This window comes from Amycolatopsis sp. lyj-109 (assembly GCF_046548995.1).
Lineage (GTDB): Bacteria > Actinomycetota > Actinomycetes > Mycobacteriales > Pseudonocardiaceae > Amycolatopsis.
This window is the reverse complement of sequence record NZ_JAJPWR010000002.1, coordinates 556,213-579,281: the sequence shown is the minus strand read 5'-3', so window position 1 is coordinate 579,281 and position 23,069 is coordinate 556,213. Positions and strand designations below refer to the sequence as shown.

General features: G+C 71.0%; 23 protein-coding genes. 10 read left to right on the top strand and 13 right to left on the bottom strand.

Going from position 1 to position 23,069, the window contains the following annotated elements:
* Window positions 1–8 precede the first annotated feature (8 nt).
* Together ACLJQF_RS06580 and ACLJQF_RS06575 are read right to left on the bottom strand one after the other, a co-directional pair.
* Window positions 9–668, bottom strand: coding sequence for a response regulator (locus ACLJQF_RS06580; RefSeq protein ID WP_410607290.1), 660 nt, complete (start codon window positions 666–668; stop codon window positions 9–11).
* On the bottom strand, window positions 665–2,242 hold the full coding sequence (locus tag ACLJQF_RS06575; RefSeq protein WP_410607463.1) for an ATP-binding protein: 1,578 nt from the start codon (window positions 2,240–2,242) through the stop codon (window positions 665–667). The genes ACLJQF_RS06580 and ACLJQF_RS06575 overlap by 4 nt, the downstream gene beginning before the upstream one ends.
* A 192-nt stretch (window positions 2,243–2,434) precedes the next feature.
* Between ACLJQF_RS06575 and ACLJQF_RS06570 the strand changes: the two genes are divergently transcribed.
* From ACLJQF_RS06570 to ACLJQF_RS06555, 4 genes are all read left to right on the top strand, one after another.
* Window positions 2,435–3,241: an ABC transporter ATP-binding protein gene (locus tag ACLJQF_RS06570; RefSeq protein ID WP_410607289.1), complete on the top strand. Its 807-nt coding sequence runs from the start codon at window positions 2,435–2,437 to the stop codon at window positions 3,239–3,241.
* Window positions 3,231–4,118, top strand: coding sequence for an ABC transporter permease (locus tag ACLJQF_RS06565; RefSeq protein WP_410607288.1), 888 nt, complete (start codon window positions 3,231–3,233; stop codon window positions 4,116–4,118). The genes ACLJQF_RS06570 and ACLJQF_RS06565 overlap by 11 nt, the downstream gene beginning before the upstream one ends.
* A 1-nt stretch (window position 4,119) precedes the next feature.
* On the top strand, window positions 4,120–5,175 hold the full coding sequence (locus tag ACLJQF_RS06560; RefSeq protein WP_410607287.1) for an ABC transporter substrate-binding protein: 1,056 nt from the start codon (window positions 4,120–4,122) through the stop codon (window positions 5,173–5,175).
* Window positions 5,176–5,362: 187 nt separating this feature from the next.
* Window positions 5,363–6,070: a G1 family glutamic endopeptidase gene (locus tag ACLJQF_RS06555; RefSeq protein ID WP_410607286.1), complete on the top strand. Its 708-nt coding sequence runs from the start codon at window positions 5,363–5,365 to the stop codon at window positions 6,068–6,070.
* Window position 6,071: 1 nt separating this feature from the next.
* Here ACLJQF_RS06555 and ACLJQF_RS06550 read toward each other — a convergent pair whose 3' ends face one another.
* Both ACLJQF_RS06550 and ACLJQF_RS06545 read right to left on the bottom strand, forming a co-directional pair.
* Complete coding sequence (locus ACLJQF_RS06550) at window positions 6,072–6,680, bottom strand: hypothetical protein (RefSeq protein ID WP_410607462.1); 609 nt, start codon at window positions 6,678–6,680, stop codon at window positions 6,072–6,074.
* Window positions 6,681–6,828: 148 nt separating this feature from the next.
* Window positions 6,829–9,738 (bottom strand): ATP-binding protein, encoded by a 2,910-nt coding sequence (locus tag ACLJQF_RS06545; protein ID WP_410607285.1) that lies wholly within the window; start codon window positions 9,736–9,738, stop codon window positions 6,829–6,831.
* A gap of 505 nt (window positions 9,739–10,243) precedes the next feature.
* Here ACLJQF_RS06545 and ACLJQF_RS06540 point away from each other — a divergent pair.
* Window positions 10,244–11,347, top strand: coding sequence for a S1 family peptidase (locus ACLJQF_RS06540; RefSeq protein ID WP_410607284.1), 1,104 nt, complete (start codon window positions 10,244–10,246; stop codon window positions 11,345–11,347).
* 97 nt (window positions 11,348–11,444) lie between these two features.
* Here the strand turns inward: ACLJQF_RS06540 and ACLJQF_RS06535 are convergent, their stop codons facing one another.
* The 3 genes from ACLJQF_RS06535 to ACLJQF_RS06525 form a co-directional block, all read right to left on the bottom strand.
* Window positions 11,445–11,849, bottom strand: coding sequence for an SsgA family sporulation/cell division regulator (locus ACLJQF_RS06535; RefSeq protein WP_410607283.1), 405 nt, complete (start codon window positions 11,847–11,849; stop codon window positions 11,445–11,447).
* A 154-nt stretch (window positions 11,850–12,003) separates the two neighbouring features.
* Window positions 12,004–13,275 carry an MFS transporter gene (locus tag ACLJQF_RS06530; protein ID WP_410607282.1) on the bottom strand — a complete coding sequence of 424 codons (1,272 nt, stop codon included), beginning with the start codon at window positions 13,273–13,275 and terminating at the stop codon, window positions 12,004–12,006.
* Window positions 13,276–13,295: 20 nt separating this feature from the next.
* The gene (locus tag ACLJQF_RS06525; protein WP_410607281.1) at window positions 13,296–13,769 is read right to left on the bottom strand and encodes an Lrp/AsnC family transcriptional regulator; all 474 of its coding nucleotides are present in this window, start codon (window positions 13,767–13,769) and stop codon (window positions 13,296–13,298) included.
* A gap of 201 nt (window positions 13,770–13,970) precedes the next feature.
* Between ACLJQF_RS06525 and ACLJQF_RS06520 the strand changes: the two genes are divergently transcribed.
* Window positions 13,971–14,960 (top strand): beta-ketoacyl-ACP synthase III, encoded by a 990-nt coding sequence (locus ACLJQF_RS06520; RefSeq protein WP_410607280.1) that lies wholly within the window; start codon window positions 13,971–13,973, stop codon window positions 14,958–14,960.
* Here ACLJQF_RS06520 and ACLJQF_RS06515 read toward each other — a convergent pair.
* Window positions 14,948–16,447: an adenylate/guanylate cyclase domain-containing protein gene (locus ACLJQF_RS06515; protein ID WP_410607279.1), complete on the bottom strand. Its 1,500-nt coding sequence runs from the start codon at window positions 16,445–16,447 to the stop codon at window positions 14,948–14,950. The two genes, ACLJQF_RS06520 and ACLJQF_RS06515, sit on opposite strands and share 13 nt — an antisense overlap.
* A 63-nt stretch (window positions 16,448–16,510) precedes the next feature.
* On the opposite strand from ACLJQF_RS06515, the gene ACLJQF_RS06510 reads away from it, so the two are divergent.
* Complete coding sequence (locus ACLJQF_RS06510) at window positions 16,511–17,008, top strand: FBP domain-containing protein (RefSeq protein WP_410607278.1); 498 nt, start codon at window positions 16,511–16,513, stop codon at window positions 17,006–17,008.
* Here ACLJQF_RS06510 and ACLJQF_RS06505 read toward each other — a convergent pair.
* Window positions 17,005–17,838: a class I SAM-dependent methyltransferase gene (locus ACLJQF_RS06505; protein WP_410607277.1), complete on the bottom strand. Its 834-nt coding sequence runs from the start codon at window positions 17,836–17,838 to the stop codon at window positions 17,005–17,007. The two genes, ACLJQF_RS06510 and ACLJQF_RS06505, sit on opposite strands and share 4 nt — an antisense overlap.
* 15 nt (window positions 17,839–17,853) lie before the next feature.
* Window positions 17,854–18,543: a FadR/GntR family transcriptional regulator gene (locus ACLJQF_RS06500; RefSeq protein ID WP_410607276.1), complete on the bottom strand. Its 690-nt coding sequence runs from the start codon at window positions 18,541–18,543 to the stop codon at window positions 17,854–17,856.
* 54 nt (window positions 18,544–18,597) lie between these two features.
* Between ACLJQF_RS06500 and ACLJQF_RS06495 the strand changes: the two genes are divergently transcribed.
* On the top strand, window positions 18,598–18,957 hold the full coding sequence (locus ACLJQF_RS06495) for a VOC family protein (RefSeq protein ID WP_410607275.1): 360 nt from the start codon (window positions 18,598–18,600) through the stop codon (window positions 18,955–18,957).
* 9 nt (window positions 18,958–18,966) lie between these two features.
* On the opposite strand, the gene ACLJQF_RS06490 is transcribed toward ACLJQF_RS06495, so the two are convergent.
* Together ACLJQF_RS06490 and ACLJQF_RS06485 are read right to left on the bottom strand one after the other, a co-directional pair.
* A complete protein-coding gene (locus tag ACLJQF_RS06490) occupies window positions 18,967–19,776 on the bottom strand; it encodes a hypothetical protein (protein ID WP_410607274.1) in 810 nt (269 codons plus the stop codon).
* Window positions 19,776–20,300 carry an RNA polymerase sigma factor gene (locus ACLJQF_RS06485; RefSeq protein WP_410607273.1) on the bottom strand — a complete coding sequence of 175 codons (525 nt, stop codon included), beginning with the start codon at window positions 20,298–20,300 and terminating at the stop codon, window positions 19,776–19,778. The genes ACLJQF_RS06490 and ACLJQF_RS06485 overlap by 1 nt, the downstream gene beginning before the upstream one ends.
* Before the next feature lie 135 nt (window positions 20,301–20,435).
* On the opposite strand from ACLJQF_RS06485, the gene ACLJQF_RS06480 reads away from it, so the two are divergent.
* The gene (locus ACLJQF_RS06480; RefSeq protein ID WP_410607272.1) at window positions 20,436–21,209 is read left to right on the top strand and encodes a sulfite exporter TauE/SafE family protein; all 774 of its coding nucleotides are present in this window, start codon (window positions 20,436–20,438) and stop codon (window positions 21,207–21,209) included.
* On the opposite strand, the gene hisC is transcribed toward ACLJQF_RS06480, so the two are convergent.
* Window positions 21,190–22,254, bottom strand: coding sequence for a histidinol-phosphate transaminase (hisC, locus tag ACLJQF_RS06475; RefSeq protein WP_410607271.1), 1,065 nt, complete (start codon window positions 22,252–22,254; stop codon window positions 21,190–21,192). The two genes, ACLJQF_RS06480 and hisC, sit on opposite strands and share 20 nt — an antisense overlap.
* Before the next feature lie 146 nt (window positions 22,255–22,400).
* Here hisC and ACLJQF_RS06470 point away from each other — a divergent pair, with 146 nt between their 5' ends.
* Window positions 22,401–23,030: a dienelactone hydrolase family protein gene (locus ACLJQF_RS06470; RefSeq protein WP_410607270.1), complete on the top strand. Its 630-nt coding sequence runs from the start codon at window positions 22,401–22,403 to the stop codon at window positions 23,028–23,030.
* Window positions 23,031–23,069: the final 39 nt, after the last annotated feature.

The following is a 23,069-nucleotide window of genomic DNA, read 5'->3' as shown; positions in this document are numbered from 1 at the left end:
TGTCACTGTCAGGCTTCCGACCAGCGGTATTCGTGCTCGGGGCGGCCGGTCGCGCCGTAGCGCAGGCGCATCTGGACCGTCCCCGACTCCGCCAGCGCGGTGAGGTACCGCTGCGCCGTCGCCCGCGCCATGCCCAGCTCGCCCGCGACCTCCGCGGCCGACAGTGGCCGCCCGGCGCGGCGCAGCTGTTCCGAGACGAGCCGGGACGTCGCCGTCGACTGGCCCTTCGGCGTGGTCGTGCGGTCCTGGTCGTGCAGCACGCGGTATGCGCGGTCGACGTCGTCCTGGGCCATCGGGCGCTCGGTCGCGAGCAGGCCGCGGAAGCGCGCGTACGACGTCAGCCGTTCCGCGAGCTGGCGGGTGGTGAACGGCTTGATCAGGTAGTTCAGCGCGCCGGCCCGGATCGCCGCGGCCACCGAGGCGCTGTCGGTCGCCGCGGACAGCACGATCGTGTCGGTCTGCAGCTCCGAGAGCACGGCGAGGCCGGACTCGTCGGGCAGGTAGACGTCGAGCAGGATCAGGTCCGGCGCGAGTTCCCGGACGCGGGCGCGCGCCTCGGCGGCGGTGTGCGCGGTGCCGACCACCGCGAAGCCCTCGACCTCCTCGACGAACCCGGCGTGCACCCCGGCGACCCGGAAGTCGTCGTCGACGATGAGCGTGCGGATCATCCGTCCTCCGTCAGCATTCCGGGCAGTTTGGCGACGAACAGGGCACCCGTCTCGCCTTCGCCGGGATCGGCCAGCCAGACGTCGCCGCCGCGGGCGCGGGCGGCCTGCCGGGCGAGCGCCAGGCCGAGGCCGTGCCCGGGCGCGATCTTCGTCGAGACGCCTTCGTCGAACAACGTCCGCCGCAGGTCCGCCGGGACGCCCGGCCCACTGTCCACAACGGACACGTGCAGGGTGCCGCCGTCGGCGAGCAGCCCGACTTCGACGGTCGCCGGCCGCCGCGGACCCATCCGGGCGGCGTGCAGGGCGTTGTCGACAAGGTTGCCGATCAAGGTGTTCGCGGCGATCGGGTCGGTCACCGTCGTGGGTACCCAGGTGTCTTCGGCGAGCTTGAGGATGAGGCCCTTTTCCTGCGCCTGCTCGGTTTTCGCGACGAGCAACGCCTGCAGGTACGGATCGGCGACGGCGTCGCCCAGCTCGCTCGGCCGCGCCGACGACGAGTCCGTCAGGGTCTGCAGGTACTCGACGGCCTCGGTGTGGTGGCCGAGCTGGAGCAGCCCGTAGAGCGTGTGCAGCCGGTTCGCGAACTCGTGCCGCTGGGCGCGTAGGCCGTCGGAGAGCGCGCGGATGCCGTCGAGCTCGCGGGTGAGCGTGTCGAGGTCGGTGCGGTCGCGGAAGGTGAGCACGGTGCCGATCGGCCGGTCGTCCAGGCGCACGGCCCGGCTGTTGATCACCAGCACCCGGTTCCCGGCCACGGCGAGGAGGTTGTCGACCGGCCGTCCCTCTTCGACGGCCTTGTGCACCCGGGGGGACAGCGGCAGTTCGGACATCGCCGCGCCGATCGGGAGTTCGGTGCCGAGCAGGCGTTCGGCCTCGTCGTTGCGCACCGAGACGCGGTTGGCCTCGTCGACGGCGAGGACGCCTTCGCCGATCCCGTGCAGGACGGCTTCGCGTTCGTAGAGCAGTTCGGTGAGCTCGTGGGGTTCGAGGCCGTGCGTGACGCGCCGCAGCCGCCGGTTCAGCAGCGCTGACGCACCCGCGCCGAGCAGCAGCGCGCCGCCCGCGAACAGCAACGTGATCGTCAGCAAGCGGTTGAAATCGCCGGTCGGGTCGCCGACCTCGAACCCGACGCTGACCTCACCGACCACCCGCGCGCCCTGCCTGATCGGCGTCTTGCTGCGGACCGAAAGCCCGAGCGTGCCGCTCTGCACCGCGCTGACCTCGTCGAATCCGGCGAGGGCCACATCGGGGGAGGTGCTCACCTTCTGGCCGATCAGGCTCTCCGTCGGATGGGCGAGCCGGATGCCCTTGTCGTCGGTGATCACGACGAACAGGGCCTCGTTGGCTTTCGTGACCGCGAGGACGCGCTCTTCGAGGGGCCCACCGGGAATCTTCGCGGCCGCGTTGGCGACGACGACCGGGTCCGCGGCGACGGACTTAGCGATGGCCAGCGCCCGGCGGCCGTACTGGTCGGTGAGGGTCTGGCTCAGCAGCACGCTGACCAGCGCGACGCCGATCCCGACGACGAGGAGGACCACGCCGATCTGCAGCAGCAGCACCTGCCTGCTGAACCGCATTCGCGGGAAGAGCGCCCACTTTGGCATGGCTGGGAACATACCCCCAGGTCAAGCCTGTGCGCTAAATGAGCAAAACATTCAGAACGCACAGCTCGCGCGGAGAACGTCGACAAGCTTCACCTCGGCGCCACACGTACTTAACGTCCCTTCCCAACGTGACAGGCACCACGTGACGAAGGAGTCACCTCCCCCATGGTTCCCCCACTGATCGAACTCACCGGAGCCACCAAACGGTTCCCGAGCGGGTCCGGTTCCGTGCACACGGCCGTCCGCGATCTGACCATGACCGTCCAGCCCGGCGAGTTCGTCGCGGTCGTCGGCCCCACCGGCTGCGGCAAGTCGACGACGCTCTCGCTGGTCTCCGGCCTGCAGCCGCCGTCGGCCGGCCGGGTGCGGGTGAACGGCGAGGACGTGAAGTCCATCCCGGACGGGGTCGGGTACATGTTCCAGACCGACGCCGTGATGCCGTGGCGCTCGGTGCTGGAGAACGTCGCGTCGGGCCCGCGGTTCCGCGGGGTGCCGAAGGCGGAGGCCCGGGCCCAGGCGGTCGACTGGATCGCCCGCGTCGGGCTCGCCGGGTTCGAGAAGTACTACCCGCACCAGCTCTCCGGCGGCATGCGCAAGCGGGTCGCGCTGGCCCAGACGCTCGTCACCAAGCCGAAGATCCTGCTGATGGACGAGCCGTTCTCGGCGCTGGACGTCCAGACGCGGGCACTGATGCAGGACGAACTGCTGCGGCTGTGGTCCGGATCAGGGGCCGCGGTGATCTTCGTGACGCACGACCTCGACGAAGCCATCGCGCTGGCGGACAAGGTCGTCGTGCTGACGACGTCGCCGGCCACCGTCAAGGACGTCTTCGAGATCCCGCTCGAGCGACCGCGGAAGGTGGAGGAGCTGCGGCTGACCGAGGAGTTCCGCAAGCTCTACGCCGACATCTGGGAATCACTGCGCAGCGAGGTCGACAAGGCCCGCGCGAAGGGAGCGAGCAATGTCGCTTGAGACCCCCGCGGCCCCGGCCGCTCCCTTGCCGGTGCTGGAGACCGAGCAGGACATCCTCGCTCGCGCGAAGCAGGCCACCTCGCGCCGCAAGCGCAACATCTGGCTGCTGCGCCTGGCGATCGTCGTCGTCTGGCTGGGCAGCTGGGAGCTGACCGCCACGTACTGGATCGACCCGTTCTTCTACTCGAAGCCGTCGAAGATCTGGGAACGGCTGGTCGAGTGGTTCAGCGCCGGCACCGACTTCGGCTCGATCTGGTACCAGATCCTGGTGACCGTCGAGGAGGCCGCGATCGGCTTCGTCATCGGCGCCATCGCCGGGGTCGTGTTCGGCGTGATCCTCGGCCGCAGCTCGTACCTCGCGCAGGTGCTGGCGCCGTTCATCAAGGCCGCCAACGCGTTGCCGCGCATCGTGCTCGCCGCGCTGTTCGTCATCTGGTTCGGGCTCGGGCTGTCGTCGAAGGTCGCGACCGTCGTCGTGCTGGTGTTCTTCGCGGTCTTCTTCAACGCCTTCACCGGCGCCCGTGAGGTCGACCGCAACCTGATCGACAACGCCCGCATCCTCGGCGCGACCCGCGGCCAGGTGCTGAAGTCGATCGTGCTGCCCAGCGCGACGTCGTGGATCCTGTCGTCGCTGCACGTGGCGTTCGGCTTCGCGCTGATCGGCGCGGTGGTCGGCGAGTACACCGGCGCGAAGGCCGGGATGGGCTTCCTGATCGCCAACGCGCAGGGCACGTTCGACACGGCGGGCGTGTACGCCGGCATGCTGATCATCACCGTCGTCGCGCTGCTGGCCGAGTGGGGGATCGGCACGCTGGAAGGCAGGCTGCTGCGGTGGCGCCCGCCGTCCGCCTCCGACGCCGCGCACGGAGTGGTCTGACATGCGTCTCAAAAGGACAGTCGGCCTGGTGGCCGCGGTCGCGGTCGTCGCGGCCGGGCTCACCGCCTGCCGCGACTCGCGGGAGATCTCGCTCGGCACCACCGGCCGGCCGCACATCAAGATCATGGTCGGCGGCCTGTCGAAGGTGATCTACCTGCCCGGGCAGCTCGCCCAGCAGATCGGCGCCTACCAGAAGCAGGGCCTGGACGTCGAGCTCTTCGACCAGCCCTCCGGCGCGAACGCCGAGACGTCGCTGCTGGCCGGCGAGGTCCAGGCGGTGGTCGGGTTCTACGACCACACGATCGACCTGCAGGCCAAGGAGCAGTGCATCGAGAGCGTCGTGCAGTTCGCGAACGTGCCGGGTGAGGCCGAAATGGTCGCGACCAAGAAAGCGGGGGAGGTCAAGTCGGGTGCGGACTTCAAGGGCCGCAACCTCGGCGTCACGTCGCTGGGTTCGTCGACGGACTTCCTGACCAAGGCGCTGGCCCTGCGGGGCGGCGTCACGTCGAAGGAGTACACGCCGGTGAAGGTCGGCGCCGGGCAGACGTTCATCTCGGCGATGAACCAGGGCTCGATCGACGCCGGGATGACGACCGACCCGACGATCGCGCAGCTGACGAACACGGGCCAGGCGAAGGTGCTGTACGACATGCGCACGGTCGAAGGCACGAAAGCCGCGTTGGGCGGGTTGTACCCGGCGAGCTCGCTGTACATGGGCTGCGAAATCGTGAAGCGTTATCCGGACATCGTGCAGAAACTGGCCAATGCGTACGTCGAGACCCTGAAGTGGATTTCTTCGCACACGCCGGACCAGGTCGCCTCGATGATGCCGCCGTCGTTCGCCGGCGGGGACAAGGCGCTGTACGTGAAGTCGCTGCGGGACAGCCTGCCGATGTTCACCAAGGACGGCCGGATGGACCCGGCCGGCGCGCAGAACGTGCTCAAGGTGCTCGGCGAGTCGTCGAGCAACGTCAAGCCGAAGAAGGACAAAATCGACCTGTCGAAGACGTACACGACCCAGTTCGTGGACGCCGCGCACGCACAGGCGCAGCAGTAGCCCCGCTCACCTGACCGGGCGGTTGGTGAGCGATATGGACCCGTAAAGGCCTCTTTCCCCTGCGGAGGCCTTTACGGGTCTTTTCGGACAATTGAAGACCATGCGAAAGTAGCTACCTTCTTTTCGGTGCGGATCCAACACTTGAGGTCACGGTTTTCCCGGTCCCCTCGGTGAACGGAGTTCCCGCATGTCCAAAACCCTCCGCGTCCTCACGGTGGTCGCCGCCGCGGCGGCTTCGCTGGCCGTCTCGGGCACCGCTCATGCTGCCGTCTTCGGGGCGCATGTTTTTGATGTGCAGAGCCACGGCCACCAGTTCTCCGGCGGTAACTGGGGTGGGTACGTCAGCTTCGGCAGCTTCACCACGGCCACCGCGAGCTGGACCGAGCCGTCGGTGACCTGCACGTCCACCGACGACCTGTTCGCGCCGTGGGTCGGCATCGACGGCGACGGATCGTCCACTGTGGAGCAGACGGGCGTGGCCACCGACTGTTCCAGTGGCCGCCCGGTCTACCAGGCCTGGTACGAGATGTACCCGGCGGCGCCGGTGTACTACTCGAACTCGGTCAGCGCCGGGGACCACATCACCGCCACGGTGACGCGGACGGCCACGAACACCTACCGGCTCGACATCAGCGACACGACCAAGGGCTGGTCGAAGACGATCACCAAGTCGCTGACCTCGAAGCACGCGTCGGCGGAGGCGATCATCGAGTCACCGACCGACTCGTACCCGTCGATCTCCGGCGGCATCAAGTTCACCGGCGTCAAGTTCAACGGCACGAACCTGGCCTCGACGAGCCCGTCCGGCCTGGACGCCGACGACAAGGGCAGCTACACCTGGAGCCCCGGCGCGGTGGGCTCGGACGGCCAGAGCTTCACGATGACCCGCCACTGAGCTACTTCAGGTTGTTGATCGCCCAGGCGACCACCATCACCGCCAGCACCAGCGACACGACGGCCTGCAGCATCATCGTCATCTTCGCCCAGATCCGCAGGGGCATGACGTCGGTGGGGCTGAAGGCCGCCGCGTTGGTGAACGAGAAATACAGGTAGTCCAGATAGGACGGTTCCCAGTCCTGGTGCGCCAGGCCCGGGTCGGCCATCTGCGGGAACTGCAGGTCGGGGTACTCGGCCCGCCCCGCGGCCCGCCGGCCCGGGCCGCCGCGGTCGAACTCCCAGTACCAGAGGGAGAAGGCGACGATGTTCGTCCAGTAGACGATCGCGCCGGTGACCAGCACGGCACCGGCGTGGTCACCGATCGTCCCGGTCGCGATGTTGTAGACGAGGGTCACCGCGGACCCGGCGTTCACCGCGGTGACGGCGGCGACGAGCAGCAGCGAGATGACCCGCTCGACGGCGCTGAACTGCGTCATCCGGCCCGGGTTGACCAGCAGCAGGGCGACGACGAGCAGCACGGAGACGGCGGGCAGCAGCCACCACGGCCGCAGCGCCATGTCATCGGGCAGGACGACCTGCAGGACGAGCGTCGCGACGACGACGCCCATCGCGGGCCAGCGGGTCTCCCCGGATGTCCGCCGCCGCCACGCGGGAACTGCCTCTTCACTCACGCGCTCACGTTAGGCCCACCCCCGCCACTTTCACGTGAAAGCGGCGCTTCCGAGGCGTAGCTTTCACGTGAAAGTGGCGCTTTGGTCAGCCGGCGGGGGCGGTCGTCACCTCGCCGGGGAGCTTGCGGGCCACGTCCGTGCGCGAGCGGGCGCCGAGCTTGCGCAGCACCTTCGCCACGTGCTGTTCCACCGTCCGCGGCGAGAGGAACAGGCCGTCCGCGATCTCGCGGTTCGTCCGGCCCTCCGCGAGCATCCGCGCCACCTCGCGCTCCCGTGGCGACAGCTCGCTCCCGTACCCCCGCCGCCCGCGCTGCGAAGGTGCCCAAGCGCCGTGCTCGCGCAGCTGGTGCCGGCAGCGGCCGGCGTCGCGGGTCGCCCCGAGCTGCTCGTACGCCTCGGCCGCCGAGGTCAGCTCGTCGACGGCCGAAAGGTTGCCCGCCGCCAGACGGCACATCGACGCGCGCTCGCGCATGGCCGTCGCCGGGTAGGGCATCGGCAGGGCCGCGTAGCCGGACGCGGCTTCGTCGAACAACGTCGCCGCGGCCAGGTGCTTGCCGCGCGCTTCGAGCAGCACCGCGCGGCCGGCCACCAGCGCGGCCGCGGCCAACGGCGCGTCCCGGCCCTCGATGCCGCGCGCGTACGCCTCGACCACGTTGTCGGCCTCCGGCCAGCGCCCGGCCCGGGCGTACGCCTGCGCCGCCGCCGGGACCAGGGCGGCCGCCCAGATCCAGACGCCTTTGCGCCCGGCCGCGGCGACCGCCGTGTCGGCCGCCGCGCACGCGCCGTCGACGTCGTCGGTCGCCAGCAGCACCGAGATCAGCACGCCGGCCGCCGACAGCACCACCGGGATCGGGCCGCGGTCCGGCGCGTGCACGCTCGCCGCGCTCAGGTGCCGTTGCGCGGCGGCGAACTCCCCGCGCACGGCCGCGAGCCCGCCGAGCACCAGCGAGGACTCCATGACGATCGGGCCGAGCTCCGGGTAGCTGTCCCGCAGCTGCTCGGCGGCCTCGGCCAGGCCGGTCCAGCGTCCGCGCACCCAGTCCAGCCGGACGCGGGTGCCCTGGATCAGGCCGATCGCGTACAAGGCGCCGGCGTCGGTCGCGCGCCGGACGCCCTCGGTCACCAGCCGTTCGGCGCGGTCGAGGTGCCCGGCCCAGGACTGCCCGTCGGCCAGGTTGCACCACAGCCGGGCCAGCTGGACGCGCTCGGCGACCGTGCCGACGGTGTCCGACAGCGCTTCGAACTCCGCCCACGCCGAGCCGTCGCCGACGTGCGAGGCCGCGGCGATGCGGTCGGCGGTCAGCGCCAGCCGCAGCTCGGGGTCGTCGAGCCGCTCGTACACCTCGCCGGCGCGGGCGCGCCAGGATTCGTGCCAGGACAACGGCGTCAGCCCGTCGATGGGCTGGGCGAGCAGGGTGATCCCGCGGGCGGCGAGGTCCGGCCGGTCGGTCAGTTCGCCGACCGCGCGCTCGACTTCCAGCCGGCCTCGGCCGAGCCCGCCGATGGTCCGGACCAGCAGCATGCCGAGGCTCAGCCGGATCGACCCGCGGACCGACGGCGGCAGCGTCACCTCCTCGAGGACGCGCTCCAGCGTGCCGAGCACCTCGGGGCGGAACCCCCGCAGGGCCACCTGGCTCAGTTTGCCCGCGACGCGCCCGATGTCGGCCTGCGACGGGCCGGGTTCGGCGAGCACCGACTGCAGGAGGTCGATCGCGCGGGACGTCTCGCCGCGCGTGATCGCCTCGTCGGCGGCCGCTTCCGCGTAGTGCCGCCACTGGTCGACGCGGCCGGCGGCGCGGGAGTGGCGGGCCAGCAGCGTGAGCGGCGGGGACGGCTGCGCGGCGAGCACGCGGATCGCCTGCGCGTGCAGCAAAGCGCGTTCGGGCCCGCTCACCGTGTCGTAGACCGCCTTGCGCGCCAGCGGGTGCCGGAAGCCGTACTTGCCGTCGCCGGCTTCGCCTAGCACCCCGCCGGAGAGGGTGTCGAGCAGCGCGGTGCGGAGGTCGTCGCCGGAGAGCCCGGCCAGTTCGCCGAGCACGGCCGCTTCGGCACCGACGCCGTGCACCGCGGCCGCGCCGGCCAGCCGCACCGCCGTCCCCGGCAGCGCGGCGAGCCGTTCGGTGACGGCTTCCCGCAGCAACACCGGGACTTCGAGGTTTTCGAGCAGGCGGTCCGAGAGGACCTCGCCGACCGGGAGCCGGTCGGCCGTTTCCTTCAGCGCCCGCAGGGTTTCCTCGGCCACGAACGGGATCCCGGCCGTGCACTCGTGCAGCTTCGCCGCGAAGTCGTCGGTCACCCGGGGCAGTTCGAGGATGTCGGCGGCCAGTGCGCGCACGGCCGCGACGTCGAGCGCGCCGAGCGTGACGCGGGCGGAGTGGACCGCCGGGTCGACGCGGAACGGGGCGCCCGGTGTCACCGCCCCCGCGTCGGTCGCCGACCGGTAGGTGGCGACCACCGCCAGCTCGGGCGGCATCGTGCCGGCGAGGAACCGCAGCAGGTCACGGGTGTCCTCGTCGGCCCAGTGGAGGTCGTCGATCAGCACGAGCGTGGGGCCGCAGGCCTGGAGGAGTTCCCGGACCGCGCGGAACACGCGGTGGCGCTCGGCGACCGGGTCGGCGAGGGGTTCGGGCCGGGGAGGAAGCGCTTCCGCGAGTTCCGGCAGCAACGGCCGCAGTACGCCGGCGACCGGGCTGAGCGGCCCGAGCGGGGTGTCGCCGACCGCGCGAAGCGCTTCCAGGACGGGCCCGTAGGGAAACGGCTGCCGCAGCGGCTGGCAGGCCCCGGTGAGCACGCGGCCGCCGCCGAACTCCTTGCGCCGCCCGATCTCCGCGAGCAGCCGGGTGCGGCCCATGCCCGGTTCGCCCTCGATGAGGACGGCGGCCGGGCGCCTCCGGAGGACGGTGACGATGGCGTCGAGCTCGGTGTCGCGGCCGGTCAGCCGGGCGGGTCCGGACCGGATGGACACCGAGGTGGGGCGGGGGGTGGTCAGCCACATATGACCCTCCTCGACGCACACCGTTGCTCCCGGGGGTCCAGGGGGGCTTGCCCCCGGCCGGGTCTGGGGCTTGGCCCCAGAGGACACAGCGCGGGAGCCTAAGCAGCGCAGATCCGTCCGTAAACCTTTCACCGAATACGTGGTCGGCGCTGTTGTCACACGTCCGCCTACCGACCGTCACCGGTTTGCCGCGGGAACCGGCGGGATCGGGTCACCGTACGTGCGAAACCCGGGCCGATCGCACGTTCGAACGTCGCTTCATGCGTTCGAGTGCCGTAGGCGACTACTGAAAGTAGTTCACGGAAACCCTACTTACGGACCTGTCCGACCGGGTGACACCGGGCGCTTGAGTCCGGCTGGAGCAGGGGATTCGCCCGCGGTGAATGCGTATACCCATTCGCCGGGCGCCCGGATTGCACCGTAACGCCCACTGCGGGGACGCTCACCCGGGGGAGTACCACTGCGTGGCCGGTGCGGAGCCGCGCGTAACCATCTAGGGAGAAGCATGAAGATCGCGAGACTTCTCGGTGCCGCTGCCACCGCGGTGATGGCGACGGGCGCGCTGGCCGCGACCGCCGTCCCCGCGTCGGGCCAGGACCTGCTGAACCCGGACATGGTGCCCGCCATGCAGCGGGACCTCGGCCTGACCCACGACCAGGCGATCGCGCGGCTGAAGAGCGAAGACGTCGCGAACCGGGTCACCGAGTCGCTCACCGCGGCGCTCGGCGACGCGTTCGGCGGCGCCACCTACAACGCCGTCACGGGCAAGGCGCACGTCACCACGACGAACGCCGCGCTGGCCGGCAAGATCCGCGAGACCGGTGCGGAAGCGGAAGTCGTGCGGTTCAGCGCCCGCCAGCTCAATTCCACTGTGGACACGCTGAACGCCGCCGGCCAGGCGGCGCCCGCCGCGATCACCGGCTGGGGTGTCGACGACGCCACCAACCGCGTCACCCTCGACGTGCTGCAGGGCCAGCGCGCCGCCGCGGACGCGTTCCTCGCCAAGTCCGGTGTGGACTCCTCCGCGGTGGCGATCCGCGAGACGGCGTCGAAGCCGGCCACCTACGCCAACGTCCGCGGTGGCGACGCCTACTACATCGGCGGGTCGTCGCGCTGCTCGGTCGGGTTCTCGACGACCACCGGCTTCGTGACCGCCGGCCACTGCGCCGCGCTCACCGGAGCCGGCCGGCTGACCGGCTCCAACGGCGCCGCGCTGGGTTCGTGGGGCACCTACCGGTTCCCGGGCGCCGACTACGCGCGGGTGAACACGAGCAGCGGCTGGACTCCGGTCGCCTCGATGAACAACGGGACCGCGGTGCGCGGCCAGTCGAACGCCGCGACCGGCACGTCGGTCTGCAAGGCCGGCTCGACCACCGGCTGGACCTGCGGCACCATCGGCGCCAAGAACCAGACCGTCCGCTACTCCGAGGGCACTGTCACCGGCATGACCGCGAGCAACGTCCGCTCGGCGGCGGGTGACTCGGGCGGCGGCTTCATCGCCGGCAACAACGCGCAGGGCATCCTGTCCGGCGGCAACACGTCCGTGACGTACTTCTACCCGATCGGCGCCGCCCTTTCGGGCACCGGCGCCACGCTGAAGACCAGCTGATTTCCCGGCAGGTACAGCGAAAGGGCGGGTTTCGGGCGCCTCCAGCGCGCCCGAAACCCGCCCTTCTTCCTCGCCGCGGGAATGGGAGGTTCAGGGGTCAGACGTTGCTGATCTCCTCGATCAGCCCGTCGACGTCGAAGTGCGCGCTCTCTTCGCCGAGCGGCACCAGTTCGAGGGTCGCGTCCAGGAAGGTCCGGACGTCTTCGACTTCGAGTTCGAACGACGCATAGCCGTCCGGTGACTCGATTTCCAGGGTGAGGAAGTCTTCGTCGTCGGAGAGGTCCGGGCGGATCCGGACGTCGCCGAGGCCGGCCGGCTCGTCGAGCCCGCCCACGAGGAGGTCACGCGCGAAGGTCCACTCGATCCACCGGCCGCGCTCGGTCCGGAAGGCCACGGTCACCGCGAAGGGCTCGTGGGAGTGGTAGGACAGGCGCGACAGGACGGGCGTGGTGCTCTCGTTCAGCAGCACGAACTGGCTCTGGTGTACGGCGTCGGTGTGCACGGCCCCTCCTGGAGTCTCGCGGTGGTTCGCGCGGCGCGAACTCTTCGGCAAGGAGATGACCAGGGCCAACGGTCATGACGGAGAAACTCTCACGTTCACTTGATCGGTTGCATCCGTCCATTGTGGTGTAACACCGGGCACATACCCCTTGCGCTCAGGCGGCCACGGGTGGTGACGGTTCGCGCAGGGCAACCGGCAGTTTCTTGCGCAGCACGAGCAGTGCGGGAACGGCGGATGCGCAGGTCAGCGCCAGGATCGACCAGGTCAGTGCGTTGCTCGCGCTGAGCAGGACGGCCAGCAGGCCCGGCGCGAGCGCGATGGGCAGGCCCCAGGAGAGCTGGAAGATCGAGCTGGCCCGCCCTTCGGCCCCCGGCGGAGCGGCCTCGGCAGCCGCCGCGGTGGCGGTCGGGCCGAAGAGTGCCTCGGCGATCGAGAAGCCGAGGCTGGTGAGCAGGATCAGCGCGGTGGCCACCGGCAGCGAGACGGCCTCCAGCGGAATCAGCAGCGCGAAGCAGATCGCGAAGAGAACGGCGGCCCCGATGAGCCCGGCGGTCCGGCTCCGCCCGGCAAGCAGTCCGACGATCGGCCGCTGCGCGGTGACGACGACCACGGTCCCGAGGGTGATGGCAGTCCCGGCGATCCACTGTGGACCGTGCAGCAGATCGCGCACGACGATCGGCAGCACGGAGAACTTGCTCGCGCTGGCGAGGGTGAACGCCATGTGGGTGACGCAGAACCCCGTGAACGCCCGGTCCCCCAGCACAGCCCGCCAGCTCCCGCGGCGAATCCCCCCTTCGGCCCCGTCCTCCGTCGCGCGGTTCGTGAAGGCCACCTTGAGGAACTTGTACTTCCTGAAGGTGGCCTTCACGAACTTCCCTTCAGGTGGCCGCGGGAGGAGGCGGATGAGGAGGGCGGCGACGGCGAAGCTTGCCGCGTTTGCGTACGCCAGCAGGTGGAACGCCCACGGGCTGGTGATCGTCGGCAGCACTGCCATCGCCGCCGCGCCGATGCCTGCTCCCGCGAACCGGCCGACGGTCTGCGTGGCCAGCACCCGGTCGGTGTCGCTGCCGGAGGTGAGGCGGGCCACCATTGGCGCGTTGCACGTCCAGAACAGCCGGTCGCCGAAGCCGGCCACCGCCGACACCACGATCACCTGCCAGCTCGTGTACGCGAGCGGGTAGGCCGCGAAGGCGGCGAGCCGCACCAGGTTGCCCGCGATGAGCAGCGCCCGCGGCCCGAAGCGGTCCATCGCCGCCCCCGTCGCCGGGCCGGTCACGAGCGCCAGCAGGGCGCCGGTGGTCAGCGACGCACCCGCGTCGACCAGGCCCATGCCCTGCCCGTGCACCAGGAACAGCAGGGCGAACGGGACCCACAGCCCGCTGCCCAGCGCGTCGATCAGTGTCGCGGCCAGAAAGATCCGAAGCATGTGTCCCCCGGCGGGACAGCTTACGGGTCGAGCGGCAGGCTGAGCCCCACTTTCACGCGATCCATCGCCACGCTCGTCGTGAAGTGCCGGACGTTCGGGTTGTCGAAGAACATCCGCCGGGTGAACGCCTCGAAGCCCGCCATGTCCGGGCAGGTGACGATCAGCACGTAGTCCGCCGTGCCGGTGACGTAGTAGCACTGCTGGACGGCGTCCTCGGCAAGGACCTGGCGGCGGAAGCCGTCGAAGACCGCGAGGTTCTCCCGCTCCATCTCGACCGTCACCACGAACGTCATGCTCAGCCCGAGCGCCTCCGGCGAGAGCACGGCCACCTCGCGCTCGATGACGCCCGCCTCGCGCAGCCGCTTGATCCGCCGCTGCACGGCCGCGGCCGAGAGCCCGACCTTCGCGCCGATCGTTTCGGCGATCGTGCGGGCGTCCGCCTGAAGGCAGGCGAGGATGGCGATGTCCAGCTGGTCGAGGTCGGGTGTCCGCACCCCAGCAGGCTATCCGGCACCCCCGACAATCCGCCTGGGTTCACTCCTCCGTGACGTCGCTCACTACTCCGTCAGAGGCGAAGATGAAACAACTTTTTAAGTGAGGTGGAACACAACTCACCGGTCTACCAGGGGGTAGCCCATAGAAGTGGAAGACCAGCCGGTCGCTCCGCCAACCCGCCGGCGTGGGGAGGCTCTCCCGTGCCCGCACCTGCCGCCGTGCTGACCGGTCTCGGTTCCTGGTTGCCGACGAAAGTCCTGGACAACCACGAAATCGCGACCCGGCTCGACACCTCGGACGAGTGGATCCGGACCCGTACCGGGATCCGTGAACGCCGCGTCGCCGGGCCCGGTGAGTCCACTGTGGATCTCGCGGTCGGGGCGGGCCGCGAAGCGCTCGGGGGCGCGTCCGCCGACGTCGTCGTCCTCGCCACCTCCACGCCCGACCAGCCCTGCCCGGCCAGCGCGCCGCAGGTCGCCGCCCGGCTCGGGCTCGGCACGGCCGCGGCGTTCGACGTCAACGCCGTCTGCAGCGGCTTCGTCTACGCCCTCGCCACGGCGGCCGGCTTCATCGCGGGCGGGCTGGCCGAGCGCGTCCTCGTGATCGGCGCCGACACCTTCACCACGCTCATCGACCCCGCCGACCGCACCACCGTGCCGATCTTCGGCGACGGCGCCGGTGCGGTGCTCCTCCGGGCGGGCGACGCCGACGAGCCCGGCGCGTTCGGCCCGTTCGACTTGCACAGCGAGGGCGAACACGCCGACCTGCTGTGGGTCGAAGCCGGCGGCGCCCGGAAGCGGCTTTCGGACCGGCCGAGCGACCGCTTCCTCGCCATGCAGGGCACGGCCGTGTTCCGGCACGCCTGCGCGCGCATGGCGGAGTCGTCGCGAACCGTCCTGGAGCGGGCGGGCTGGATGGTCGGCGACGTCGACCGCTTCGTCGGGCACCAGGCGAACATCCGGATCCTCCAGGCGACGGCGAAGCAGCTCGGCATGCCGATCGACGCCGTGGTCGCCAACATCGACCGGGTCGGCAACACCAGCGCCGCGTCCATCCCGCTCGCGCTGGCCGACGCCCGCGCCGACGGCACGCTCGTCCCCGGCCACCGCGTCCTGCTCAGCGCGTTCGGCGCGGGCCTGACCTGGGGTTCGACGGTGCTGCGCTGGCCGGATCTGGGTCAGCCGTCCTGAGGTCCGGGGCCGGTCGTCCAGGTCGGCGTCGCCTCCTGGCGGCCGCGCAGCTCCAGCTCGCCGTGCTTGTCCCAGTGCACGGCTTCGCCGGGTAGCGCCGCGGAGACGACGGCGTCGCTGGCGAGGACCCGAGACGGGACGGCCTTGGCGAGCTCGGTGAGCCGCGCGGCCTCGTTGACGGCGTCGCCGATCACGGTGTACTCGAGCCGGCTGCTGGTGCCCAGCTGCCCGGCGAACACCGGGCCGCTCGAGACGCCGATGCCGAGGTCGAGCTCGCCGGCCTCGCGCACCGCGTCCCGGATCGCCCGCGCCGCGGCCAGCGCGGCCGTCGGGGCGTCCGCGAGCCGCGTCGGCGCGCCGAAGATGCACAGCGCGGCGTCGCCCTGGAACTTGTTGACCAGCCCGCCGCGCGCGTTGACCGCGGAAACGACGACGGCGAACAGCCGGTTCAGTTTCCCGACCAGCTCTTCCGGCGGGGTGCGGTAGGCCAGCGCGGTCGAGTCGACGACGTCGACGAACAACGCCGTGACCTCGCGGACGTCGCCCGAGAGGGACGCGCCGTACTCCAGGGCGTGCCGGGCGACGTCGGCGCCGACGTGCCTGCCGAACAGGTCCCGCATCCGTGCCTGCTCGCGCAGGCCGGCGGCGAGCTGGTTCACCGACGTCTGGAGCCGGCCGATCTCGCTGGCGTCGTCGACGTCCACGGTGACGTCGTTGTTGCCGCGCGCGATCTCGTCGAGCGCCACGCGCAGCCGGTGCAGCGGCGCCGCGACCGCCCTGGCCAGCAGCGCGGTCCCGATCGCGCCGACGCCGAGGCCGATCACCGAAAGCATGATCAGGCTCGCGGTGTGGTCGCCCGAACCCAGGTCCGGCGGCGTCGCGATGAGCAGCACACCCACGAACGGGACGCCGCTGGCCAGCGCCCACGTGACGATCAGCCGCGTCAGCACGGTGACCGGCAATGAGCCGCGGGGCGGCAGGACCTCCAGCGCGATCGTCATCACCGGCCGGGCCACCCACTCGGCCGCGAGGTAGGTGAGCCCGACCGTGGTGAGCCCGCCGAGCCCGATCACCGTCGCCATGCCCCCGGCATCGTCGGCGCTGCCGAGCGCCCCGGCGAGCGCGGTAAGGATCACGGTGCCGATCAGCCAGAGCGTGCCGCTGACCACCGCCATGTCGACCGGCAGCCGCAGCGCGCGCCGCGCCTCGCTGACCGACGGCGGGCGGCCGAGCACGAACCAGATCGCGGTGCGGCGCTGCAGCCACGCCGTCCACAGCGTCCCGGCGAGCAGCGCCGAGGCGACGATGCCCGCCGCGGTCAGCCCGAGCACCCAGCCGCGGTCGCCGACGTCGCCCGGCAGGCCCTGCAGCACCAGCAGCAGCGCCACCACGCCGGACCCGGCGACGCTGGACCCGAGGCCCAGCCCGGCGAAGCCCAGGCTGGTGCGCAACACCACCCGGAAGTTGCCGACGGCGATCTTGCGCACGGCGTTGATCGTACGGCGGAAAATGCGTGGCCACCGCCCGTGTCCGGTGGTTACCGTCCGATCATGGAGCCACTCGGCCAGGAGGAGATCCGGGCCTCGTTCGTCAACTGCACGCGCGGCGAAGCCAAGGGCGTGACCCTGCCCGCCCGGCCCGAAGAAATCCCCTGGGACCAGCGGGAGTTCCTCGGCTGGCGCGACCCGAAGGCGCCCGCGCGCGCCTACCTCGTGCTGCCCTACGGCGGCGAAGTCGTCGGGCTCGCCCTGCGTGCCGCACCGCCCCCGAAGTCACGCCTGCGCAGCAACATCTGCGGCTTCTGCACCACGACCCACGGGCTCGCCGACATCACGCTGTTCTCGGGCAAGCGCGCCGGGAAGGCCGGCCGCGACGGCAACACGCTGGGCATCTACGCCTGCGGCAACCTGGCCTGCTGCCAGTACGTCCGCGGCGACCTCAAGTCCGACGTCCCCCAGCCGTTCGAGACGCTCACGCTCGAGGAGCGCGTCGCGCGGCTGGAGGAGAAGCTGCACAAGTTCGTGGCGCGGGTGCTGGAGTCCCGTTAGAAGCGGTACCGCACGATGTGCGCGGTCTTGGCCAGGGCCGGGAAGACCTTCAGCATCCGCAGCTGGAACCGGGTGCCCGGCCCGAGCTTGGCCAGCACCTCCGGGGTCGCCCAGTGCCGGGCGTCCAATGAGGACTCCAGCTGGAGGCCGCAGCGCTCGAGGTCGCGCGGGTCGTCGACGCCCCAGTAGAGCGTCGCGCCCGCCTTGCGCACCGGCGCGTTGAGCTTCTGGATCTTGATGGCGGTCCGGTTGAAGAGGTCGCAGATCAGCTCGCCGGAGGGGAACTTCGCGGCCAGCCGGCGGAACAGTTCGGTGCCGGTCTCGGGCTTCAGGTACATCGTGAGGCCTTCGGCGACGATCAGCGCCGGCCGGTCCGAGGGCACCTGGTCGAGCCACTCGAAGTCGGTCACCGACGAAGCGATGTGCGTCTGGTTCGGCGCCGGGTCGTAGAGCTTTTCGCGCAGCTCGACGACCTCGGGGTAGTCGACGTCGTACCAGTGGACGGTGTCCGGCGGCGCGAGGCGCTGGAACCGCGTGTCCATGCCGCAGCCCAGGTGCAGCACGATCGCGTCCGGGTGGGCGCGCAGGTACTCGGCGGCCCAGTCGTCGATCGGCTTCGCCCGCAGGACGACCGACACCGCGCGGTCGGGGGAGATGCCGATCTTGGTGAAGTCGTAGTCGATCCGGCGGACGGCGTCGTCCGCCGCCTTGTCGCCGAGGATCGGGTGGGCGCTGCGGTAGTCGAGCGCGCGGCCGTACAGCGTGGCCAGGTTGGTGGCCTTTTCTTCGGTGAAGCGGACCTTCTCCATCACGACCCCCAGAAGTTTCACAATGTTGTGAAAAGTCTAGCGCGTTTCGGGGTGGGCGGCGTAGTCGTGCGCGTAGGTTTTCGCGTCCACCAGGTGCTTGAGGGTCAGCTCGCGAGCGGCGACGGGGTCGGACCGGCGGATGGCGTCGAGGATGGCGCGGTGGTCGGCGACGGCCTTGCGGATCTGCCCGGGCAGCCGCAACGCCGTCCGCCGTTCCTCGCCGACCAGGGCGAGCACGGACCGCAGCAACGCGGCGACGTCGTCGTTGCCCGCGTTCTGCGCGATGACCCGGTGGAACTCGGCGTCGGCGGCGATGACGTGCAGCATGTCCCCGTCTTCGGCGGCCTGCGCCATCTCGGCGACGTTGTCCTCGAGCCGGCTGACGGTCTTCGCTCCTGCGTGCCGGGCCAGCCGCTCGGCGAGGGTGGGTTCGACGGTCGCCCGCAGGTCGAAGAGCTTCTCGACGAGCTGGTCGTGCTCGGTGAACCAGGTCCGCAGCGGCTGTTCCTGCTGCTCGCGGACGTAGGTGCCCGAGCCGGCCCGGATCTGGACGTACCCGATGGAGTCGAGCACTCGCAGGGCCTGCCGCAGCGATCCGCGGCTGATCCCGAGCTCTTCGCACAGGACGCGTTCGGCGGGCAGCCGCGAGCCGGGCGGCAGGTCGCCGGAGTCGATCCGCGCCCGCAGCCGGTCCACGGTCGCGCTCCAGACCTGCTCGGTGTCCACGCGCCCATCCTCTCAGCTCACGGAACTGTCGGGGGTGACTGCCATGATCACCGCATGACCGCTCGATTCAAGGACCTCGCTCTGGATGCGGGTGACCACCAGGCCCTCGCCGACTGGTGGTGCCGCGCCCTGGGCTACGTCCGTCGTGACTCGGTGACGGGGGACACGCGCCCGGAGTCCTGGCCAGTCCCGATCGTCGACCCGGCGGGGGAGGGCCCGCTGATCTGGCTCAACCCGGTCCCGGAGCGGAAGACGGTCAAGAACCGCATGCATCTGGACGTCTTCGGCGACCCCGCGGAGCTGGTGGCGATCGGCGCCACCCTGGTCCGGGAACGCGGCGGTGACACCGACTGGGAGGTGCTGGCCGATCCGGAGGGCAACGAATTCTGCGTCTTTGCCCCGCCACCGGGCTGAGCCGTCCGGCTAGAAGGTCAGCCCCGGATCCCGCGCCAAGGTCGCGAGCTCCTCGGCGGTGAACGGCAGCGGACCACTGACCCCGATCGTGCCCCCCAGGCTGACCAGGACGTAGCTGCCGTCCGCCCGGTAGTCGGTCACCGTGATGCCGTGCTGCAGCGTGCCCTCCCGGTCGGTGGTGTCCGCCTCCGACGTCATCAGGATCCCGGCGGTGCCGACAGCGGCATAGCGGCAGGTCGTCGACGGGCTGATCTGGACCTTCATCTCCGCGCACAGCTGCCGGGGCTGGAACCGCTTCACCGGGTTGGTCGGCACGAACACCTCGACCGTGAGGGAGTAGCCGGTGTCTTCCGGCCCACCGTGCTCGGTGATGCTCACCCCGCGCTGGCTGGTCGGCATGATGCCGCCGAAGTGGGCGGTAGTGAGGGAATCGCGCCGGATCGGATCGGCGGCCGGCAGCATCTTCCGCAGGACCTCTTCGAGGTGCTCGGCGATCCGGGGGGCCCGGGCGTTGAGCCGCGCGTCGGTCGGCTGGGGGATCTGGCCGGTGCCCGGCGGCCACCACCGTTCCCCGGCGGACGGCGCGATCCGGGGCGCAATCCCGGGCGACGACGCCGGTGGGGCCGGGACGTCGGCCCCGGGAATGACGACGGCAGCGGCCACGGCGGCCACGACGACACCGGCGAAGGCCAGCAGGACGGTGCGACGGCGGTGCCGCCGCCGGGCGACCCGGGTGACGACTTCGTCGGGGTCGAACCCCAGCGGCGGTTCGGTGCGCACGGCCGCGGTGAACTCGCGGGCCAGTGTCTGCTCGTCCATCACAGCTCGCTTTCTGCCAGTGAATCCGGGAAGGCGCCGCGGAGGATTCGCAGCGCCCTGGTGGCCTGACTCCTGACCGTGGCCTCCGAGCACCGCAGTTCCCGTGCGGTTTCGGCGACCGGCAGCTCGCAGAAGTACCGCAGCACCAGCACCGCGCGCTGGCGGGGCGCGAGCGTCGCCAGCGCCGTGGCCAGCTCGGCGCGCAGGCCCGCGTACTGCTGGAGCACGGCCGGATCCGCGGCCGCGTCCGCGACCTCCGGCAGCGCGCCGGTGTGGTGTTCGGAGCGCCGCCACGGCCGCCGTCGTTCGTCGAGCCAGCAGCGGGTCAGCGTCTGCCGCGCGTAGCTCACCGGCCGGTCGGTGCCGCGGATCCGCGGCCACGCGCCGTACAGCTTGTGCAGCGTGGTCTGGACGAGGTCTTCGGCCAGGTGCCAGTCGCCGCACAACAGGTAGCCGTAGCGACGCAGCGGCACGGCGTTGTCCCTGGCGAACTCGCGAAACCGATCCTCGTCGGCTGCCCGCATGTGGCCTCCTTCATGTCAGGTACGGCTTCTTACGCGGCGGCCGGCCGAAGCGCTGCATCGTCGTGGGTGTCTGACCTGACACATCCGCGTCGCGGGAGCGGCCCACGATGCTTAGGCTCCGCACGTGAATGCTTCATGACGTGGTGGCACGCGCTGATCGTCGTGGTCGCCGGGATCTGGGCGGGGACCATCAACGCCGTCGTGGGGTCGGGGACGCTCGTCACCTTCCCCGTGCTCGTCGCGCTCGGGTACCCGCCCGTGACGGCCACCACTTCGAACGCCATCGGCCTCGCGCCCGGGACGCTCAGCGGGGCCTGGGGCTACCGGCACGAGCTCAAGGGCTACTGGCGGCAGACCGCCAAGTTCGCCGTCGCGTCCTTCCTCGGGGCCATCGGTGGCACGATCTTGCTGCTTTCGCTGCCGAAGGATGCCTTCGAAGCCGTCGTTCCCGTGCTCGTCGGCCTGGCCGTGGTCCTGGTGATCATCCAGCCGAAGGTGTCGAAGTGGGTCGCGCAGCGGCGTGAACAGAACGGGACCGAGCACAAACCCGGGCCGCTGCTGATGTTCTTCATCTTCCTCATCGGCATCTACGGCGGGTACTTCACCGCCGCGCAGGGCGTGATGCTGATGGCCGTGATGGGGATGCTGCTGTCGGAACCACTGCAGAAGCTCAACGGCGTCAAGAACGTCCTCGCCGCCGTCGTCAACCTCGTCGCCGGGGTCATCTACGCGTTCGTCGCGCCGGTCAGCTGGGCCGTCGTGCTGTGGCTCGCCGTCGGCAGCACCGCCGGCGGCTTCCTCGGCGCGAAGATCGGCCGGAAGCTGTCGCCGGTGGTGCTGCGCGGTGTGATCGTGGTGATCGGCGTCGCCGCCGTCATCCAGCTGGTCGTCAAGCAGTTCGCGAACTGAATTCGCGGGCCGCGGCCAGGAACAGGTCGTTCTCCTCGCGGGTCCCGATCGTCACGCGGACGCCGTCGCCGGCGAAGGGGCGCACCACCAGCTTGCGGTCCAGCGCGTGCTCGGCGAACGGGATGGCCTGGTCACCGAGCGGCAGCCAGACGAAGTTCGCCTGCGTGTCCGGCACCCGGTAACCCGCCTCCAGCAGCGCTTCCCGCACCCGTCCGCGCTCGACGACGATTTCCTGGCAGCGGGCCAGGAGCTCGTCGGCCGCGTCGAGGGACGCCAGCGCGGCCACCTGGGCCAGCATGTTCACCGAGAAAGCCACGTACACCTGGCGAAGCGCGTCGGCGATCGGCTCGGGCGCGACCGCGTAACCGACGCGAAGGCCCGCAAGGCCGTACGCCTTCGAGAACGTGCGAAGCACCATGACGTTCGACCGGCTGCGCGTGTACTCGACGCCGTCGGGCACCTCGGGGTCGGTGACGAACTCCTTGTACGCCTCGTCCAGCACGACCAGCACGTGCTCGGGCACCGCGGTCAGGAACCGCTCCAGCTCCGTGCGGCGCACCGCCGTCCCGGTCGGGTTGTTCGGGTTGCAGACGAAGACCACGCGCGTCCGGTCGGTGATCGCCGCGAGCATCGCGTCGAGGTCGAGCTCCTGGCCCTCGGTGATCGGGACCTTCACGGAGACGGCGTTCGCGACCTGCGTGACGATCGGGTACGCCTCGAAGGAACGCCAGCCGAAGATGGCCTCGTCGCCGGGCGTGCACACCGCCTGGACCGTCTGCTGGCACAGCGACACCGAGCCGCAGCCGATCGCGACGCGCTCCACCGGCACGTCCAGCTCGCGCGCCAGCCGCTCGCGCAGCACCTGCGAACCGGTGTCCGGATAGCGGTTGATCCCGGTCGCGGCCTCGGCGATCGCCTGGGCGACGCTCGGCAGCGCACCGCCGGGCACCTCGTTGCTCGCCAGCTTGATGGCACCTTCGATCGTCCGGCCGGGGACGTATTTCGGCAACGATTCGAGATCGGCACGCGGGGACACGGACGACATCTTCGGCGCTCCTGGAATTCGACGGGACAACCCCGTCACCGTAGCTTTCCCGGCCGTCGCCCCGCGACTCCCTTCAGGCGGTTTCGCCCCGGCGACCTGGGTCACCGGGCTTCCTCCCGTTCACCTCCAGGTGGTTGGGTGAGGCAATGACGTCGACCTCCACCGTGGATTACCCGCGCACCGACGGCGGCACCCTGCGCCTGACCTTTTCGGAACCCGAGGGAGCGCTACGCGGCGGATTGGTGGTCCTCCACGAGGCCGACGGCGTCACCGACGGGGTCAAGCTGCTGCTCGCCAGCCTCGCCACCGAGGGCTGGCTGACCGTCACCCCGCACCTCGAGAACGACCGACTCACGCAGCGGGACCTGCTCGACGCGACCGACCTCACCCTCGCCTGGCTGGTCGAGCGGGGCGTCCAGGGCGACCTGCTCGGCGTGATGGGCTTCGACCTCGGCGGCACCGCGGCCCTCGTCGTCGCGTCGCACCGCCGGCTCGGTGCGGCCGTCAGCGTCGGCGGGCAGCGGGCCGCCGAACTCCCCGCGCTGGTCGAGATCGCCGGGAAGCTCACCAGCCCGTGGCTCGGCATGTACGGCGACGCCGGCGACGAGGCGGGCGGCGCCGACGTCGAGCGCCTGCGCGATGCCGCCGCGTCGGCGAAGGTCGCCACGAACGTCGTCCACTACCCGGGCGCGAACCACCGCTTCGACGCCGATCCGGGCGCGGCCGCGGAAGCCTGGCAGCGCACGCTCAACTGGTTCGACGCGCACCTGCGATAGGTGTGGGCGGGCACCACCGGGAACCCGCGTTCCATGTCG

Bases quoted from the DNA above. Each gene is read 5' to 3' on its own strand.
- ACLJQF_RS06530 (WP_410607282.1), bottom strand. From the start codon at position 13,275: ATGCTTCGGATCTTTCTGGCCGCGACACTGATCGACGCGCTGGGCAGC.
- ACLJQF_RS06495 (WP_410607275.1), top strand. From the start codon at position 18,598: ATGACCGCTCGATTCAAGGACCTCGCTCTGGATGCGGGTGACCACCAG.
- ACLJQF_RS06550 (WP_410607462.1), bottom strand. From the start codon at position 6,680: ATGGGCGTCGTCGTCGCGACGCTCGTCCTGCAGGTCGTCCTGCCCGAT.
- ACLJQF_RS06555 (WP_410607286.1), top strand. From the start codon at position 5,363: ATGTCCAAAACCCTCCGCGTCCTCACGGTGGTCGCCGCCGCGGCGGCT.
- ACLJQF_RS06580 (WP_410607290.1), bottom strand. From the start codon at position 668: ATGATCCGCACGCTCATCGTCGACGACGACTTCCGGGTCGCCGGGGTG.
- ACLJQF_RS06565 (WP_410607288.1), top strand. From the start codon at position 3,231: ATGTCGCTTGAGACCCCCGCGGCCCCGGCCGCTCCCTTGCCGGTGCTG.
- hisC (WP_410607271.1), bottom strand. From the start codon at position 22,254: ATGTCGTCCGTGTCCCCGCGTGCCGATCTCGAATCGTTGCCGAAATAC.
- ACLJQF_RS06470 (WP_410607270.1), top strand. From the start codon at position 22,401: ATGACGTCGACCTCCACCGTGGATTACCCGCGCACCGACGGCGGCACC.
- ACLJQF_RS06480 (WP_410607272.1), top strand. From the start codon at position 20,436: ATGACGTGGTGGCACGCGCTGATCGTCGTGGTCGCCGGGATCTGGGCG.
- ACLJQF_RS06575 (WP_410607463.1), bottom strand. From the start codon at position 2,242: ATGCGGTTCAGCAGGCAGGTGCTGCTGCTGCAGATCGGCGTGGTCCTC.
- ACLJQF_RS06545 (WP_410607285.1), bottom strand. From the start codon at position 9,738: ATGTGGCTGACCACCCCCCGCCCCACCTCGGTGTCCATCCGGTCCGGA.
- ACLJQF_RS06510 (WP_410607278.1), top strand. From the start codon at position 16,511: ATGGAGCCACTCGGCCAGGAGGAGATCCGGGCCTCGTTCGTCAACTGC.
- ACLJQF_RS06570 (WP_410607289.1), top strand. From the start codon at position 2,435: ATGGTTCCCCCACTGATCGAACTCACCGGAGCCACCAAACGGTTCCCG.
- ACLJQF_RS06485 (WP_410607273.1), bottom strand. From the start codon at position 20,300: ATGCGGGCAGCCGACGAGGATCGGTTTCGCGAGTTCGCCAGGGACAAC.
- ACLJQF_RS06490 (WP_410607274.1), bottom strand. From the start codon at position 19,776: ATGGACGAGCAGACACTGGCCCGCGAGTTCACCGCGGCCGTGCGCACC.
- ACLJQF_RS06560 (WP_410607287.1), top strand. From the start codon at position 4,120: ATGCGTCTCAAAAGGACAGTCGGCCTGGTGGCCGCGGTCGCGGTCGTC.
- ACLJQF_RS06540 (WP_410607284.1), top strand. From the start codon at position 10,244: ATGAAGATCGCGAGACTTCTCGGTGCCGCTGCCACCGCGGTGATGGCG.